Origin of the sequence: Chitinophaga rhizophila (assembly GCF_019492185.1) — a bacterium.
GTDB lineage: Bacteria > Bacteroidota > Bacteroidia > Chitinophagales > Chitinophagaceae > Chitinophaga > Chitinophaga rhizophila.
Genome location: NZ_JAICCF010000003.1, coordinates 643313 through 660984, shown reverse-complemented (window position 1 = coordinate 660984; position 17672 = coordinate 643313). Strand labels below are relative to the sequence as shown.

Genomic DNA, 17672 nt, shown 5'->3' with positions numbered 1-17672 from the left:
ATAGTTGAGAGAATGATAGTGTTAAAAAAGAGCACAGTCTTTTGACTGTGCTTTTTTATTTATACGTGTATCTTTAGCCATAAATAGGATACACTTATACTTATGAGGAGATTATCATTCATGTGGATGACGCTGTTGGTCGCAGGCTCTGCACTGGCACAGTCAAAAGGCACTCAACCCGGTGCTGAAATTACTTACAGCTTTAAGTACAACGGGAAACCAGTACCTGAAGGGAATATCAAACTGATTATCAAAGGAGATAAAGTACGCTTCCAACCGGTAGATGCCAATGCACAGAAAGAGCTGCAGTTGCTGGATAACAAAAGCAAAGCAACTTTCCAGCAGATCAAAGACAAAGAAGGCAATCTGCTGACATTCAAAAAGCCCTTCCAGGCATATGAGCAGGCAGAGCTTATTCCCGGAATAGACACCATCATGGGCTACCCCTGCAAGAAAGCGAAGATGAGGGTACGTTCCAACAGCATCGAAGTATGGTATACTGATGCTTTGCCTGTTAAAGGTACTCCTGTACTGGGCTATGCTCCTGGCCTCGGACTGGTATTGAAAGCAGTACGTAACGGCAACTCCGAATACGTAGCTTCCAAAATAGATCTGCGGAACATCAGGAACGAGGAACTTAACTGGCCGGCAACCATGGGCCAGCTTGTAGATGACGCCACTTACCTGCGTCAGGTAATAGAAAACAGATTTACTACTATCAATATCTTCAACCAGGAACAGATCAGCTGGGGAAATGAGCATGCTGACCCAGACGGAGATGTGGAAAATGTAACCTATCACTACGCCGGCGGTACTGTTATCATGAAGAAGGTGGACCTGCCTGACTTGTCAGCCGGTACCCTGTTTGCAGAAGTAACCGAAGTGTCCAATGGCGATGCCTATGACCGTACGGGTTCATTATTCATAGTACCGACGGATAAAAAGAGCTCTTTCCTGGACGGATTAAAAAAGGGTGTAGCGGCTTTGCCGGTGTATCATGAGAAATACCGTGGGGTGGTAGCAACAAATGACTATCTGCCAACAATAGAGCTGATGCGCTTTTTTACTCCTTTCGGCGTGAAGGAGTACAACCAGAAAACCAGGATCAAGGGATACCAGTGGGCTGATTCTGCAGTATACCGTCAGGACATTACAGAACTGCAGCCTCGCCTGAAAGGGAAAGTATGGATAGGCGTATTTGTAGGTAATTATGACAAAGGCGGACATAAAGTGAGCGTGCGGTTAAAATATTATCCAGCTGATCGTGGAGAGGAAAAGGAGAAGAAAGAAAACTGGATTATGCCAATTTTTAACTCCACCAACCTGATGGAGATGGCCGGACAGGAATATGGTACTATGTTCGGAAAGGACTCGTTGATGGTAACTGTTAATATCCCGGAGGGATTAAAAAATCTCCGCTTACGGTATACCAGTACCGGTCATGGTGGCTGGGGCGGCGGAGACGAGTTCAATCCTAAACTGAACGAGATCTTCGTAGATGGTCAGCGGGTATATCACTTTTATCCATGGAGAACAGATTGTGGCAATTTCCGTTTATCCAATCCATCTTCCGGTAACTTCAGCAATGGATTGTCCTCTTCTGACCTGAGCCGGTCAAACTGGTGCCCGGGTGGTGTAACTGAACCAGTTACTATACCTTTGCCGGATCTGAAGCCGGGGGTACATACCTTTAAAATAGCTATACCACTGGGAGAAAGAGAAGGAACCAGCTTTAGTGCCTGGAATGTGGCAGGATGTTTATTAGGTGAGAAATAACGCATTATAACTTAGCAGGATGAATTTTGATGCACTATATCAGGGATTACAGGAGGGTTTGCAGGCGATGACCTGGCTGGAAGTACTGGCTGCGCTGTTTGGTGCAATCAGTGTTTTATGCAGTAAGGCTAACAGCATCTGGCTCTACCCTACTGGCCTGGTCAGCACCGGTATTTATGCGTATCTGTTGTCCAAGGAGCAGTTTCGCCTATATGCAGAAGCCACGCTGAATGTATATTATTTCATCATGAGCGTATACGGGTGGTATCATTGGGCAAAGAAAGGTGCCGGCCAACCGGGTACGCCTATTACAAAAGCTAACCGCGCAGACTGGCTGATCACATTCCTGATTACAGCCATTGGCTGGGCATTATTCAGTTACCTGTTGCGTACCTTCTCAAATTCGGATGTACCGTTGATAGATGCGTTTGTATCTGCAACCGCCTGTGCGGGGATGTGGCTCCTGGCTAAACGTAAACTGGAAAACTGGATCCTGTTGAATGTATCTAACCTGGTAGCTATCCCGCTGTTATTTCATAAACACCTGTTACCCACTGCGTTGCTGACTATTTTCCTGTTTGTCGTTGCAGTAATGGGGTATTTTAGCTGGAAGAAGATCTGGGTGTCCCAGCAGACGCCCGGGCTGGCAAAGTAATATGATCTTATGTTGAGAGTTGTTGTAATAGGCCCGGAATCTACCGGTAAGAGTACGTTGAGTAAGCAGCTGGCTGCCCACTATGATACATTGTGGACGCCCGAGTATGCCCGGCAGTACCTTGAGGAGTTAAAACGGCCGTATGAACAACATGATCTGCTAAAGATAGCCGAGGGGCAGCTGGCACTGGAAGATGAATTGGCGTCACAGGCTAATCGCTTGCTGATTTGCGATACTGACCTGCATGTCATTAAGGTATGGAGTGAACACAAGTATGGAAATTGTGACCCCGCCATCCTCACGCAGATTGCCCGGCGGCAGTATGACCTTTACCTGCTGACATATGTAGACATCCCCTGGGAAGAAGACCCTCAACGGGAACATCCTGATCCGGCTATGCGGGAGCATTTTTACAATGTATACCGCGACCTGGTGATAGCAACCGGCGTACCGTGGGCAGAGATCAAAGGAGGGTTTGAAGAGCGGAAAGAGGTAGCAATAGCAGCTGTGGATCAACTATTATTAGTATAGCAGTACCGACATAAAAAAAGCGTTCGTCTACGGCGAACGCTTTTTTTATGTCGGTATGTTTACTTGCTTCTTACCAGTTCTGAGATATCCGGATCCGGTGCTATGAAGCGCATTTGCTGTAATATCTTGCGTTGGCGGTAAGAAGTAACCCGTGCTGGTGGTACAACAGTGTATTTCACCGGGTTAGGCAGGCAGGCAGCAATCATCGCGGACTGCTCGCGGTTCAGACTGGCTGCGCCTTTGCGGTAGTACTGCTGTGCGGCAGCCTCTATTCCGAAGATGCCCTCTCCCATCTGGGCTACATTAAGGTACATTTCAAGTATGCGCTCTTTTCCCCAGATCTTTTCAATCATAAAAGTAAAATACACTTCCAGTCCTTTACGTACCCAGCTACGTCCCTGCCAGAGGAAAACGTTTTTAGCAACTTGCTGACTGATCGTACTTGCACCGCGGATCTTTTTACTTTTCTGGTTGTGCTTCATCGCCTTTTCGATAGACTTAAAGTCGAAGCCGTTATGATCGGGGAATAGTTGGTCCTCACTCGCTAATACCGCCAGTTTGGCATGCTGGGATATTTCATCGTAGTTAACCCAGGTTTTGTGAAAGTGTTTATCCGTACCGATCAGGCTAAACCAGTTAGCGATCATGGTGAGTGTGATTGGTGGATTAATCCACTTTAATATAATAATGTAGACAAATTGTGCTATAAACAGAATAAGTGCAATCTTTTTCAGCCTTCGCCATGTTCTCGGAACAATCCCTTTTAAGTTCATCCGGATTGGTTTTTCAAATTGGACCGAAAGATAGTAAGATTATTTAATGTGCAAGGCGTGTTGGCCTGGAAATTGGGACGCCTTCCTGGAGTAGTTTCGTAAATTTGTATTATGCTTTTAACAGTACATCCAGACAATCCCAATCCCCGTCATTTGAAGACGATCGTTGAATGTCTGAAAGACGGCGGAGTGATCATCTACCCTACTGATACCGTATATGGTATGGGGTGTGATATCTCTCAGCACAAGGCGGTTGAAAGAATCTGCCGCATCAAGCATATCAATCCGGCAAAGGCGCAGTTCTCTTTCATCTGTTATGACCTCAGCCATTTGTCTGACTATGCGAAGAGTGTGGATACGCCTACTTTCAGAATGCTGAAGAAAGCGCTGCCCGGACCGTATACATTTATCTTGTCTGCCAGCAAAGCAGTACCCCGGTTGCTGAAGCAGAAAAAGGATACCGTTGGTATACGTATACCTGATAATAACATCAGCCGGGCTATCGTGAACCAGTTAGGTAATCCGGTGATGAGTACCTCTCTTCCTATCGATGCGTATGTAGAAGAGTATACTGATCCGGAAATCATTCATGAGAAGTTTGGCAATATTGTAGACATTGTGGTAGATGGTGGACCAGGCGGCATGACCTTCTCTACTGTGGTAGATTGTACAGGTGATGTACCTGAATTGATCAGAGAGGGGGCCGGTAGCTGGGAAGCCCTGGTATAATGGATGCTGTAAGAGTATTAAAACAAATCAGACATGAGAAGAGTGACATCCATAGTGGCTTTATTGCTGATTATTTGCCTGACGCAAATATCTGCACAGACCAGATTAACGGTTGCGCCGTTATATCCCTTGACAAAGTCAAGCAAATGGTGGATAGGTGATAAGAAGGAGTTTTATTCTCCGGTATATTTGTCTGCATTCAGACCTGCTGATAAGGTAGAAAACCGGGTGGTGAAATCGCCATTGAGGCCTAATGAATATTACGCCCGGCATTTTGGATTTTTCTGCAAGCAGGAATGGTATTTTGAGAAGCAAACGCAGCTTCCTGTGAAGGTCAGATTAGGGAGTTACCAGGAAGCGCAGCGGCTGGAAGGTAAGTAATGACTTTATTGGAGTATCTTGTCAAATTCAGGACAGTGCTTATTTTAAATAAATATACATGACGATGGCAACCAAACTGGTTGCCATCGTCATGTAATATAGTGTCTGCAATACACTTTGTAATCAGGCTTTATTGTAGTTAACGAATAAACGCAATAAAAAGGCAGATTTTGCCCATAAAAATGTATGCCAAAAGTGTTTAAAACAGCCTTTCATTTGACTAAAGCAAATAATTTATTTACGGAATCGTTGCCGAGAACGATTGCGTAAAAATATACTGGTCTTTTCAGCCGTTGTGTGTTGTTTTTAGATAATTTCGGACATCAACCTTAAGTAACCTTATCGAAGCCGGATTAGACAGAGAAGCGAACAATTAGCCCGATAGTGAAACAAGTGAAAGCCCAACGTAATAGTCCCGTTTTTCCACTTTAAAAACAATGTTATCTCTTAAGTAAGCCAAATTGGTATGTGCCACGCCATGCCCTCCTGTTCCACATTATGATTTATTGATTACTTATAAATTCTACTGACATGAAAACAAACTACATGCTGATGTCGGCCCTATTGGCTGGCTCCCTAACTATTGGCTGTTCTAAAGATAACAGCGCAGATGTATCAAGACCCACTGCTGACGCAATTGCTGCAACAGATGTAACCGCCGCGGCAAATGTGCCTATCACCGCAACTATTATTGTAAAAGCCGGCCAGACTTACGACGGTAAAGGCAATACTATCATTGCACAGGGATTGGGCGATGGTAGTCAGTCAGAAGGTCAGAAGCCTATCTTCAGACTGGAAAACGGCGCTACTCTGAAAAATGTGAAGATTGGGGCACCTGGTTGCGATGGTGTGCACGTATATGGTAACGCTACACTGGACAATGTAGAATGGCTGGATGTAGGAGAAGATGCAATGACCCTGAAATCAAAAGGAACAGTAACACTGAATAACTGTATTGCGCAGAAAGCTGCAGATAAAGTACTGCAGATAAATGCGGATGGTACAATTAATATTAACAACTTCAGGGTAACCACTTTCGGCAAGGTATTACGTACAAATGGTAGCGGACAGTATAACGTTACTGTAACTATTAATGGTGGTACCTTTAATGGAGGTACTAACATTGTACGTACGGAAAGTAAAAACCTGCGGGTACGTTACAGAAACATGAGCACTTCTAATGTGAGTAAGCTGTGGGAAGTACCAAGTTCTTCTCAGGTATCTACCTATTAAAATAAAGCGAGGCGGTTACTATAGCCGCCTCGCTTTTATATATAATAACCTATGCCGTTTTTCGGCTTCAGTTTTTAAACCGGACTATTTGATACCCAGTTTCTTGGCAATTTCACGGGGAACTGCCTTTTTATTCACCATAATACTGGTGGTTTTGTAAGCAAAGTATGGTTCAGATACATAAAAGAAACCACTACCTGGGTTGTTAACACCCCAGGAGTTCTTCACACGGTAAAATACTTTTCCATTCTGATCTTTGGACATGCCCACGATGTGCATACCATGATCATCCTGTGTTTCGTAGTTATCAAAAGCCTGCTGACGCAATTCCGGTGTGATGGTCAGTTCTTTCACCGGTTCAGTGAATGCTTTCTGCAGCTGTTCTGGAGTCAAATTAGCAACATCGGGAACGATAGCCAGGCCCTGTGAGAAATTGAAACCTTTTTCACTTACATCAGCAGCCCATGCAATGGTGTAGCCAGACTGAATCGCATTTTCAGCAATCGCAGTCAGGTCGTTCAGCGGTACATTGTACATTCTGTCCCAGTTCCAGTTGTCAGGAACTTCCAGTACAAACTGCTCATAGAAAGGATGATGTGTGAATGAAGTGATCATCACATAATCATCAGCATCCAGACCCAGTTCTTTCGCAAAAGTTTTCGGAGTATATTTTTTACCGTTGTATTCAAACTGCTCAGGAGCATCGCCCATGTAAGCATTCAGGATACCATCTACTGCTTTATTCCAGTTAGGATTGATGGTAGTTTCAGTAGCGCCGATCTTTTTCACAACGCCTTCCATCAACGCTGTCATTTCGGCATGGTTGTATGTTTTAACGCGATTACCATCATATATGCTCTGAGGTACCAGACCATATTCACGAAGGCACAGCAGGTCATCCGGGAAACCACCACCTTCAGCGAAATTAGCTTTGCCATGCATGCGCACATAGTTAGCTGCTTTCAATGGATACATCTTTCTAACCACGAACATTTCGCTCAGGTTAACATCTTTCCCTTTGCTATTGCGCAGTGCTTCTGCCTGGAAAAATGAGAGACCGGAAAATGACCAGCAGGTACCAGTATTACCCTGGTTTTCAACATCGCCTGCATCCAGATTTTTAACAACAGTAAATTTGTAGTTACTTCCTTCCTTGTTGGTTGTTTGTGCTATCGCCGCTGTAGAGCAGAAAGCGGCAAGGCAGAGCGCCCATTTCTTCATTTTGTAATGGTGTTTTTGCTTGTTGTAAATAAAAAGAGGTCTAATCTAAGCTAAAACAGTCATTTATAAGGGGGAAAGATTGATGAATGGGCGATGCAATAGATTGCAGGTGGGAAGGAGTTAGTCCTGTGGCCATTGATACTGGTCGCGGGTAATCTCCCATTTCCAGAGTTGTTCAGGATCTTCTCCGGCAAAATGCATCCCTGATTTCTGAAGCACTTTTACCGCTGCATTATATTCTTCTTCTGTGTGAGCGACCACTTTATTAACATACGAATGGCCGAATGCAAAGCGAACAAGCGCCTGTGTCAGTTCTGTACCATATCCCTGTTCACGATAAGGAGCAGAGATCTCATAGCCTATTTCAACCATGCCATCTTTATCGGGACGTCCTTTAAAGCCGCCGGCCCCGATCAGCGATTTATCTTCTTTATGAATCACCAGGTAAAAAAACCAACCAAGCATGGAAGGGTCATTACGCAGTTTGTCGTAAGCAATGAGGATTATTTCCGGATATTCAGTCCAGCCTTCGGGGATACGGATGTGCAATAATTCACTCAATACCTCCTCTCCCTGCAACAGCGCCTCAAAATACTGCAGGGTACAAGATAATAATTGGAGACGGGAGGTCAGGATCATGGGCGAAAGCTAGTAAACGATTTTGGAAAACACAATAGGCAAACCGGGTTAAAAAATATTAATTATCAGCAATAAAGACAGTAGCTGCAATGCTATTGCGAGGGACTTTTATTAAGCCTTTAAACAAATAACCGCGAAAGTCACTGTTACTGATGGCAAACAGGCTGTTCAACCTGTATGCCGTATCCGTAAAAGTGATTCCGCGGTTATATTATTCTGATAGTGACAGGGTAGTTATTAATGCGCCTGTAACCAGTTAACGCCAGTACCTATCTCAACATCCACAGGCACCGTCAGTGGTAATGCATTACGCATACCTTCCAGTATCAATGGTTTGATCTGCTCAATTTCATCTTTATGCACATCAAACACCAACTCATCATGTACCTGCAATATCATACGGGAGCGCAGGTTCTCCGCTTTCAGCTTTTTATGAATAGCGATCATAGCCAGCTTGATCATATCTGCGGCGGTACCTTGTATTGGCATGTTGATAGCGTTTCGCTCAGCATAGCCTCTTACAACAGCATTGGATGAATTGATATCTTTCAGCCAGCGTTTACGTCCCAGTAGTGTTTCCACATATCCATTCAGTTGCGCAGATGTAATTTGTTTGTCCATATATTTTTTAATGGACGGATATTGTGTGAAATAGTTATCGATCAGTGTTTTAGCTTCTCCCCTGGCAATACCCAGGTTTTCAGATAAACCGAAGGCGCTAACGCCATATATAATACCGAAGTTTACGCTTTTGGCATTACGGCGCATTTCCGGGGTCACTTCCGATAGCTCAACACCATATACTTTTGCAGCAGTGGCGGCATGAATATCCAGTCCCTGGCGGAAGGCGTCAATCATGTGTACATCTTCACTGATCGCTGCAATAATGCGTAGTTCAATCTGTGAGTAGTCGGCAGACATGAGTACAAAATCTTCATTTCTTGCTACAAATGCTTTACGCACTTCACGCCCCCTGTCTGTACGGATCGGGATGTTCTGAAGATTCGGATTGTTAGAGCTGAGACGGCCGGTTACAGCAACCGCTTGATTGTAAGAGGTATGTACCCGGTTAGTACGCTTGTTCAGCATCAGCGGCAATGCATCTACATAGGTAGACTTCAGTTTGCTGAGTTCTCGAAATACCAGGATGTCTTCAACAATCTGGTGTTTGGTAGACAGCTTTGCCAGCACATCTTCACCTGTTGCATACTGTCCGGTTCTGGTTTTCTTAGCTTTAGGATCCAGCATCAATTTTTCAAACAGTACTTCACCCAATTGTTTAGGAGAAGCAAGATTGAAACGCACCCCTGCCTGGGAGTATACACTTTCTTCTGCACGTTTTATCTCCGTTTCAAGTTCACGGGAATAGTCGCTTAACGCCTGGATATCCAGTGCGATGCCCTCATATTCCATATCAGTGAGTACCTGCACCAATGGATTTTCTACTTCGTAGAATACCTTTTCAACAGCCTTTAATGGCAGTAAAGGTGCAAACTTTTCTTTCAGCTGCAGGGTGATGTCGGCATCTTCCACCGCATACTCCTTGATCTTATCAATTTCCACATCCCGCATATTGCCCTGGCCTTTCCCTTTTTTACCGATCAGGCTTTCTATGGAGACAGGCTCATACTGAAGGTACTGGGCACTCAGCAGATCCATGCTGCGGCGGCCTTCCGGTTCGATGAGGTAGTGTGCCAGCATGGTGTCGAACACAGGACCTTTGAAATCAACGCCGTACCATTTCATCACGATCATATCATACTTGATATTTTGTCCGATGAACAGGATATGTGTAGTATCAAACAGCGGACGGAAGCTATCTACAATAGCCTGGGCCTGTGTTTTATCAGCGGGTACGGGAACATACCAGCCTTCTCCTGCTTTGATGGAGAAGCTCATACCTACCAGGTCAACGGCATTGGCATCGGTGCCGGTAGTTTCAGTATCAAAAGAAATTTCCTGCTGTTGTAATAATAATGCCAGCAGTTCCGCTCTTTTCTCTGGCGTATCTGCCAGCAGGTAGTTGTGCGGTGTATTATTAATGTTCTTGTCTGCCGTCATTATACTGGCAGTTGTTTCCGGCTGTTCTTCAGATGCCGGTGGCACTGCACCTTGTATCTCATTACCGAAGAGGTCCAGCTGTGCTTTTGGGGGAGATGCTGGTTCAACGGATGCGGGAGTTGCGAAGGCGTCTCCGAGGATACGTCTGCCCATGGTTTTAAACTCCAGTTCAGTAAAGACTTCAATTAGTTGTTCCTTGTTGGGTTCCTTAATACAGAAATCTTCCTCATGGAAAGTAACCGGTACATTGGTGATGATAGTAGCCAGCTGTTTAGACAGGATAGCGCTTTCAGCGCCGGCTTTGATCTTCTCGGCCATCTTGCCGCCGATCTTATCTGCATTGGCAATCACTTCCTCTACAGAGCCAAACTGTGAAAGCAGTTTCATCGCCGTCTTCTCTCCTACGCCAGGTATACCTGGTATATTATCTACAGCATCCCCCATCAATCCGAGGATGTCAATCACCTGGTGTACATTACTGATCTGCCATTTTTCACATACCTCCTTAGGCCCAAGAATTTCTTCCTTATTACCCATGTAGGGTGGCTTATAGATAAATACATTTTCTCTTACCAGCTGACCATAGTCTTTATCTGGCGTGACCATAAATACATCATAGCCCGCATCAGCGGCCTGCCAGGCCAATGTGCCAATCACATCATCTGCTTCATAACCATCTAATTCTACAACCGGGATGTTAAAGCCGGTGATGATGCGCTTGATATCATCCAGTGAATCCAGGATATCTTCCGGCGCATCCATACGGTTTGCTTTATAATCAACGAAAGTGGTATGTCGTTCAGTAGGAGCATGCGTGTCAAAGGCGACAGCCATATGTGTCGGCTTCTCTTTATTGATGAGGTCCAGCAAAGTAGAGGTAAAACCGAACTGAGCGTTGGTATTCCTGCCGGTGCTGGTGAGGCGTGGATTTCTAATCAATGCATAGTAGGCACGGTAGATCAGCGCCATTGCATCCAGTAAAAATAATTTCTTTTGCATCTGCCAAAAGTAAGATTCAATTGGGAATTAAAAATTAAGGATTAAGATTTAAGAATTAAAGTAAAAATCCTGCGCAGATGATTGGCTGTCAGTAGCCGGACAGGTCGCTGTTTTCATCTGCCAGGGCAAAACTGTCTGCCGGCGAGATGGCCAGACATTACAGGTAATAATGGATATTTGCGGTACAAAGCGCAAGAATATGAAGAAAATATATCATTTATCTACCTGTAGTACCTGTAAGCGTATTTTGGAAGAGGTAAAAGCGAAGGAGAACGGATTTGTACTGCAAGATATTAAAACAGAAAAGATCACAGCAGAACAGCTGAAGGAGATGCACGCCCTGGCGGGTAGTTACGAATCGCTGTTCAGCCGCAGATCAATGAAATACAGGCCCATGGGCTTACATGAGAAAGAACTGACAGAGCAAGACTATCATGATCTGATCCTGGAGGAATACTCTTTTCTGAAACGCCCGGTAGCGATTGTGGATAAGCAGATTTTTGTAGGTAGTGATAAGAAAGCAGTTGAAGGGTTAAAAGCGGCGTTAGGGATTAACGCATAGTCGAAGTAAATCTTTTGTGTCAAAAGCGGGGGTATATGGAATATGTACGCCCGCTTTTGGTAAGGGATAATTGAGTCATGTGAATATTTCCAGTTTCTTATTCCAGATATTCCAATAAGTTGCTTTAGACACAGCATTCAAAAATGAAGCGTTAATCATTTGCTGAACTGCTGTGTTGTTGGTGGTGAATTTTTTGTAAATATTATCCCGAACTTTTTCAGGAATACGTAATAAAGTACCAAGTGCCTCAAAATCAGCTTTTTTGATATTTTTCTTTTTCCCGCAAAGTAATAATGCGGTTTCTTCTTTGTCTTTTGGATGGACAAGATTCACATTGAGTAAGTCGTACGCAGGACTTAATACAATATCATTATCAAGGTGTAATAAGGAAAAGTTCTTAAGGTGCATGTCATTGTTACCGGTCAGGTAACAAAATACAAGCAACTCAAAATAGCGAATAAGGTCCAGACCGGAGTTTGTACAGTGTTCCTGTATCAATTTACCACACCTCTCATAGGACCCTTTGTATTTATTCTCAGTTGGGAAACCGGAAAGTTGGCAAAAATCCTCCATGTGAATTTTGCGACCTTTGACCCTATCAAAACGTCTGGCAATAAAAACCAATGTTCCGTCTGTCGCTTTTAGTAAGGTATGTTCGCAAACAGAAATATCGAATATCTCTGCCAAATGCAGGGTAAGATCTTCTGTCTCAGGCATTTGCATGAAGCCTGGATGTTGTGGTTTCAAAATATATTCCCCCCAGAGTCCTACTATGGTCAGCCTGTTGTTACCCTGGTTCTTATCGAGCGTAACAGATAGTTTAGGTTGCACGCCTGTAACCGCAACATGTTTATTAATTGTTTTTGCTGCCAACTCTTTCAGTAGTTGATCATTCATTTCCAACTCGGGCATCACTTCAGTATTAAAGAATTGCTTTGCACACTTACTGTGATATTCCTGATCACCAGCATCCGTATAACAGAATAAACAATTAGACATCTTGTTCAGTTTCATTTTCGGGCACGACACTTACCGCGCCGATGGCATCTCTGCAAGTAAGTAATAATAATTCGAAACGATCATTTCCCCGTACTTTCCAATGATCTTTAGCTATATCTAATAGCCACCCTTCAGGAATAAGTCCGTCAAAAAAAGCAAACAGTGTGGTACTAAAATAGGCTTCTTTTCTTAAGGGCATAGTTAGGCTAACTGGTTTTGCCAATTCACTTGCTAAGTATTCAGCATCATACAAAAAAGTGTAGCCCATATCAGACTCTTTGAGAATCCCGGCTAATAACTTGCCATAAAACACCCTTCCTGCTTTACTCATGATTCCTTGGTTTAGGGCCGGGCACCAGTTCCATGCCGAACAATGACAAAATCTGATTGACCTTATCTACCCGCATGGTTGTCTTCCCTTGTTCAATCTCACGGATTAGTCGTAACCCGATGCCTGACTTGTAAGACAGGTCTTCCTGTGTCAGACCTGTTTCTTTTCTTTTCGCTTTAATGACTTTAGATAACAGCGTCATTTTATACCTTTTAAGGTATAAATTTAATGAATCTGCGGAATTTATACCCAATTAGGTATAAATTCCTCGAATCTGTTATAATTGTACCCAATTGGGTATAATTGAGGCTGACGGAAATAAAAAGGGCATGTACTTATCGTACATACCCTTTTCATTATGTTGAAGCAGTTTATGCCTTATGCAGGTCTTCCACAAATTTTCTTACTACCCCTTTGTACTGCAGCATATCCTGTTCATGTTCAAAAGATTTGAACTGGAATTTATCAGCAGCGGCCAATGCATCTTTCAGGTTAAATGCATGTTGAGGGATGTTATAGAAATAGCCTTTCTTCATGAGGAACTTACCCAGGTATTCCTGTTCGGACTGACCCGGTGTTGGAATAAGGATCGCTTTTTTATTCAGTTTCACGAGGTCCATCAGGGTGGTATAGCCTGAGCGGCTCAATACCATTTTAGAGGCAAGCATGGCCTCGTTCAACTCTTTCGCATTCATATGATTTACCTGTTGTACACGCGGAGCGATCTGTTTCTTTTCCGGGGTACCTGGTTTACCACTTACTATCAGCGCGCTGATAGGCAATGCTTTGATCTGATCGAGTATCATTTTTTCCAGGTTAGAACGCTGTGGCTCAGGACCGGATATTAATACCAGCAGGTCATATTGTTGTGGTACGTCCGGACGGTCTTCAAAGCGACTAAGACAACCCAGGTATGTAGTATTGTCAGGAAGTTTGGCAGGGTGAGCCAGTATGCCTGACAGGTTGTGAGCATCTGCATAGTCAGGTATCCAGCAGGCACTATAGCGACGGATGTAGCGATAGTTCAGGGCCTGCAGACTTTTTTCAATCACACCTCCGAAAGGAGTCTTGATAAGTAGCTGATGTGATATGAAAACGGTAGGGATTTTATCATGGTAAAGGCCGAACCGGTTATCGGATATAACAGCATCAATTTTGTGCTCTTCTACCACCCGCTGCAACCACTCCTGTTCATACCGGATGGCATGCAGGATCTTAGGAATCTGCTGGATAATTTTCCAGCCAAAAAACCAGCCTTTCTGTGCATATTCAATACGGTAACCAGGCAAGGGAAGGATAGTCAGGTTCGGGAACTCCTGCTGTAATAGAGAGGCGTGTTTGCCCTCTGCTGCAATAACAACATTGCAACCAGCGTTTAGTAGTTCATGGATGAGCGGGATGTCGCGTGTAGCATGTCCCAATCCCCAGTCGAGCGGGACTATGAGAATCGTTTTGCGCGTAGAAATTGTGGACAAATATTTGAAATTTTTACGAAATTAGCTTAATTTAGAAAAGCGCACTGTTAAGAAACGGTAAAGTCTCGTATGGACAGGCTCTCTAAAAAGTGAACTAACTTAAGAGTATGATAACAAGAAAATGGCTGACTATCTTTTTAGTGTGCGGTAGTCTAAGCGTAATGAGTCAGGGTTGTAAGATATTGAAGAAGAACGACTGCGGATGCCCTACCATGAATAAAAAGCGTATGCACTAGTAATTAGTATTTTGTTTTTGCCGTTGAGTTCCCGATCTTGAAGGAAAACTTGTGACATCCAGTTGTTGAACACGCCAAGCCGCTTACACCTATATGGAAACACCTTTAACTAATTTAAGGGAACAGTCAAATTATTCAAATGAAACAGGTTGAGAGGGACTTATTGATCTTACTGCATGAAGATCGGTACAGCGAACAACAGATCCAATATGCAGTCAAACAGATTAGCGACATGCTTACAATGGTAGAAACCATGGATTACCTGTGTAATGTAATGGAAGTAGCTGATTGCAACAAAAACCGTATCACCAGCAAACGCTCAGTATTGCAGAAAGCATTTGCCAGAAGGGAGCATAAAGCATTCGAATTTATCGTTCACAAGAACTAATCACCCACAGCTTCGCGGATTACATCATGACCAATTACTGATCATGTGATAACTGATGCACCCAACAGAAATTATCCGCAATTCCTTCTTTCCCAAAAGAATATATTTCGTTTTTGATTCGTAGGTTTGCCGCCAAACAAATACTGTTGTGATGTCAGACTTCTCGATTCTGCATGACTACCTGCTACCAATTTCTAAAGTAAGCCTCAATGACGATCAGGAATATGATGACTTCCAGATAGGAGGCGTTACAGATGCCTACGAAGTAGGTCACATCCCCGATCTGGAAACTGCCGATGTTATACTCCTGGGTGTCAGTGAAGACCGTGGATATGGCCCCGGCAGACGAGGGCCCGAAGCACCTGATATTGTAAGAAGGGAGTTTTATAATCTGTACTACTGGCATCGCGCCGTGAAAATCGCTGACCTGGGTAACCTGCGTAAAGGAATAACCCTGGAAGATACCTACGCGGCTCTCAAAACAGTATTGGGAGAACTGATCAACGCCAGTAAAACTGTTATCATCCTCGGGGGTTCACATGACCTGACCTACTCCCAATACAAAGCATACGCTGCCCAGAAATACGTCATTGAAGTAACTGTGGCCGATGCCATCATTGACCTCAAAGAAGGCTCTTCCATCCCGGCAGATAACTTCCTCATGGAAATGCTTACGGAACAGCCTAACTACATCCGCCACTATAATCACCTCGCTTTCCAGAGCTACTTTATCCACCCACATATGCTCGAAACACTGGACAAACTCCGTTTTGACTGTTTCCGGCTGGGTAAAGTGAGAGAAAACCTGGAAGATATTGAGCCGGTACTTCGTAATACCGACCTGTTAAGTATTGATATCAATATCGTCAAACATCATGATGCTCCGGCTAATACTCTCTCTCCTAACGGATTAGCAGGAGATGAGGCCTGCGCACTGACACGATATGCCGGCATGAGCGGAAGACTCAGTACTTTCGGAATCTATGGTTACCGCCCCGAGAAAGACAGGGAATCACTTACGGCCAAACAAATCGCTCAGATGCTCTGGTACTTTGTGGATGGCTGTGCTGTCAAGAATAAAGAAGCATTACTGCATGACAGAGATGCCTTCTACGAGTTTAACATCGTATGCGCAGATCTGGACACTGTATTCCTGAAAAGTAAAAAAACAGGTCGCTGGTGGATGAAACTGCCTGGTAAAGGAAAAGAAAACGAGTTCCTCCCCTGCACCTACAGCGATTATGTAACTGCCAGCAATAACGAAATTCCGGAAAGATGGCTCAGACATCAGGAAAGATTGTAAGTTTATAGATATGTCACAGACCAGGAAGACGCGCGCCCGTCTTAGCTATATTCAGAATGCACAGGACATCGCCCTGATTGCTATCGGGGTATTATTGGCAGCCGTAGGGCTGAAAGGCTTCTTATTACCAAACGGATTTCTCGATGGAGGTGTGACAGGTATCTCCCTGTTAATAAGCCGGCTTACCGGATGGTCTATCTCCGTCCTGCTGATTGTGATAAATATGCCCTTTATTCTGCTGGCCTACAAACAGTTATCTGTCGCCTTCACTATCAGGGCGCTGGCCGCCATTCTCGGCCTGGCAGCTGCACTGGTTTTTATAAATGTACCAATCATCACCAATGATAAATTGCTGATCGCTATTTTCGGTGGGTTCTTCCTGGGCGCAGGTATAGGTATGTCCGTCAGAGGTGGCGCTGTACTGGATGGTACGGAAGTACTTGCCCTGTACATCAACCGCAAAACGGTACTCTCTATGGGGGAAGTGATTATGTACTTCAACATCGTCATATTCAGTATTGCCGCGGTACTCATTAATATCGAAACAGCCCTGTACGCAATGCTGACCTACCTCTCCGCCTCTAAAACCGTTGATTTTATTATCCAGGGTTTTGAAGAATACATTGCACTTACCATTATCTCCAACGAAAGTGAACTGATACGCAAAACGTTAACACTTTCCCTGCGAAAAGGCGTAACTGTCTTCAAAGGCCAGAGTGGCTTTGGTAAACGGGGCTCCGTTGACAGAGATATCGATATCATCTACACAGTAGTGACTCGACTGGAAGTACACAAGATTATTGACGAGATAGAGAAAATTGACGAGAAAGCATTCATTGTACAACACAACATTAACGATACCAAAGGTGGTATGATCAAACGCCGTGCAACACACCACTAAAGTAAACAGGAATCAGGAATACTGCCGTCTTTACTGCATCCAATTCCTGATTCCTGATTTTTTACCTGTTATGATTGTTTGCTGATTAATTCCATCACGCGTCTTCTCAAAAACGCAGCTTTATTATCAGTTACAATCATATCATCGTCCAGACCTGCCAGCGTCATTGGCCGCTTCTTTTCTACACGCACATCTATTTCCTTGAAATAGTTCTCCCGCTTCTCTTTCCATTGTTGCTGTGACAGTTCCAATGAGTGACGGCGAATGGTATCCAGGTTCTCGTACAACTGATGATATACGGTGTTCAACAAACTGTCCATCTGGGCATAATACTGCACGGCGCAATTGTAATGATCTGAGCCTTCAGACAAACAATCCTGATAGTTTCTTTCAATAGCCTCTATAGCTACTTTGTTGGTTTGTGCGAAAACATTCATGCATATGCACAATGGTAAACATAGGATTAAACGTTTCATACT

The 17672-nt window shown here is 44.0% G+C and carries 19 protein-coding genes; 10 read left to right on the top strand and 9 right to left on the bottom strand.

Annotated features, from left to right (window positions below):
- The first annotated feature begins 102 nt into the window (after positions 1-102).
- The 3 genes from K1Y79_RS17245 to K1Y79_RS17235 are packed head-to-tail and all read left to right on the top strand — an operon-like array spanning position 103 to position 2962.
- The gene (locus K1Y79_RS17245) at positions 103-1776 is read left to right on the top strand and encodes a PNGase F N-terminal domain-containing protein (RefSeq protein ID WP_236059679.1); all 1674 of its coding nucleotides are present in this window, start codon (positions 103-105) and stop codon (positions 1774-1776) included.
- 19 nt (positions 1777-1795) lie between these two features.
- On the top strand, positions 1796-2431 hold the full coding sequence (gene pnuC / locus K1Y79_RS17240) for a nicotinamide riboside transporter PnuC (protein WP_220251410.1): 636 nt from the start codon (positions 1796-1798) through the stop codon (positions 2429-2431).
- Between the two features lie 9 nt (positions 2432-2440).
- Positions 2441-2962, top strand: a complete 522-nt coding sequence (locus tag K1Y79_RS17235) for an AAA family ATPase (RefSeq protein WP_220251409.1) — start codon at positions 2441-2443, stop codon at positions 2960-2962.
- 59 nt (positions 2963-3021) lie between these two features.
- Here K1Y79_RS17235 and mtgA read toward each other — a convergent pair whose 3' ends face one another.
- Positions 3022-3735 (bottom strand): monofunctional biosynthetic peptidoglycan transglycosylase, encoded by a 714-nt coding sequence (gene mtgA / locus K1Y79_RS17230; RefSeq protein ID WP_220251408.1) that lies wholly within the window; start codon positions 3733-3735, stop codon positions 3022-3024.
- Between the two features lie 111 nt (positions 3736-3846).
- Between mtgA and K1Y79_RS17225 the strand changes: the two genes are divergently transcribed.
- The 3 genes from K1Y79_RS17225 to K1Y79_RS17215 all read left to right on the top strand — a co-directional run bounded on the left by K1Y79_RS17225 (position 3847) and on the right by K1Y79_RS17215 (position 6078).
- On the top strand, positions 3847-4464 hold the full coding sequence (locus K1Y79_RS17225; RefSeq protein WP_220251407.1) for an L-threonylcarbamoyladenylate synthase: 618 nt from the start codon (positions 3847-3849) through the stop codon (positions 4462-4464).
- A 33-nt stretch (positions 4465-4497) separates the two neighbouring features.
- Positions 4498-4845, top strand: a complete 348-nt coding sequence (locus tag K1Y79_RS17220) for a hypothetical protein (RefSeq protein ID WP_220251406.1) — start codon at positions 4498-4500, stop codon at positions 4843-4845.
- A gap of 531 nt (positions 4846-5376) precedes the next feature.
- Positions 5377-6078 (top strand): pectate lyase, encoded by a 702-nt coding sequence (locus K1Y79_RS17215; protein WP_220251405.1) that lies wholly within the window; start codon positions 5377-5379, stop codon positions 6076-6078.
- An 84-nt stretch (positions 6079-6162) separates the two neighbouring features.
- Here K1Y79_RS17215 and K1Y79_RS17210 read toward each other — a convergent pair whose 3' ends face one another.
- From K1Y79_RS17210 to polA, 3 genes are all read right to left on the bottom strand, one after another.
- On the bottom strand, positions 6163-7299 hold the full coding sequence (locus K1Y79_RS17210) for a C1 family peptidase (protein ID WP_220251404.1): 1137 nt from the start codon (positions 7297-7299) through the stop codon (positions 6163-6165).
- Positions 7300-7419: 120 nt separating this feature from the next.
- On the bottom strand, positions 7420-7938 hold the full coding sequence (locus K1Y79_RS17205) for a GNAT family N-acetyltransferase (protein ID WP_220251403.1): 519 nt from the start codon (positions 7936-7938) through the stop codon (positions 7420-7422).
- A 237-nt stretch (positions 7939-8175) separates the two neighbouring features.
- Positions 8176-10998 (bottom strand): DNA polymerase I, encoded by a 2823-nt coding sequence (gene polA, locus K1Y79_RS17200; RefSeq protein WP_220251402.1) that lies wholly within the window; start codon positions 10996-10998, stop codon positions 8176-8178.
- A gap of 199 nt (positions 10999-11197) precedes the next feature.
- Between polA and K1Y79_RS17195 the strand changes: the two genes are divergently transcribed.
- Complete coding sequence (locus K1Y79_RS17195) at positions 11198-11560, top strand: arsenate reductase family protein (protein ID WP_220251401.1); 363 nt, start codon at positions 11198-11200, stop codon at positions 11558-11560.
- Between the two features lie 75 nt (positions 11561-11635).
- Here the strand turns inward: K1Y79_RS17195 and K1Y79_RS17190 are convergent, their stop codons facing one another.
- The 4 genes from K1Y79_RS17190 to K1Y79_RS17175 form a co-directional block, all read right to left on the bottom strand.
- Entirely contained in the window at positions 11636-12559 is a 924-nt protein-coding gene (locus K1Y79_RS17190; RefSeq protein ID WP_220251400.1) for a HipA domain-containing protein, read from the bottom strand.
- Positions 12552-12890: a HipA N-terminal domain-containing protein gene (locus tag K1Y79_RS17185; protein ID WP_220251399.1), complete on the bottom strand. Its 339-nt coding sequence runs from the start codon at positions 12888-12890 to the stop codon at positions 12552-12554. The genes K1Y79_RS17190 and K1Y79_RS17185 overlap by 8 nt, the downstream gene beginning before the upstream one ends.
- Entirely contained in the window at positions 12883-13092 is a 210-nt protein-coding gene (locus K1Y79_RS17180; protein ID WP_220251398.1) for a helix-turn-helix transcriptional regulator, read from the bottom strand. The genes K1Y79_RS17185 and K1Y79_RS17180 overlap by 8 nt, the downstream gene beginning before the upstream one ends.
- Before the next feature lie 169 nt (positions 13093-13261).
- Complete coding sequence (locus K1Y79_RS17175; RefSeq protein ID WP_220251397.1) at positions 13262-14365, bottom strand: glycosyltransferase; 1104 nt, start codon at positions 14363-14365, stop codon at positions 13262-13264.
- 375 nt (positions 14366-14740) lie between these two features.
- Between K1Y79_RS17175 and K1Y79_RS17170 the strand changes: the two genes are divergently transcribed.
- From K1Y79_RS17170 to K1Y79_RS17160, 3 genes are all read left to right on the top strand, one after another.
- Positions 14741-14989 (top strand): hypothetical protein, encoded by a 249-nt coding sequence (locus K1Y79_RS17170; protein WP_220251396.1) that lies wholly within the window; start codon positions 14741-14743, stop codon positions 14987-14989.
- A gap of 151 nt (positions 14990-15140) precedes the next feature.
- A complete protein-coding gene (locus K1Y79_RS17165) occupies positions 15141-16292 on the top strand; it encodes a formimidoylglutamase (RefSeq protein ID WP_220251395.1) in 1152 nt (383 codons plus the stop codon).
- Between the two features lie 10 nt (positions 16293-16302).
- Entirely contained in the window at positions 16303-17193 is an 891-nt protein-coding gene (locus K1Y79_RS17160; protein WP_220251394.1) for a YitT family protein, read from the top strand.
- 68 nt (positions 17194-17261) lie between these two features.
- Here K1Y79_RS17160 and K1Y79_RS17155 read toward each other — a convergent pair whose 3' ends face one another.
- Positions 17262-17630 carry a lysozyme inhibitor LprI family protein gene (locus tag K1Y79_RS17155; protein ID WP_220251393.1) on the bottom strand — a complete coding sequence of 123 codons (369 nt, stop codon included), beginning with the start codon at positions 17628-17630 and terminating at the stop codon, positions 17262-17264.
- Between the last annotated feature and the right edge of the window lie 42 nt (positions 17631-17672).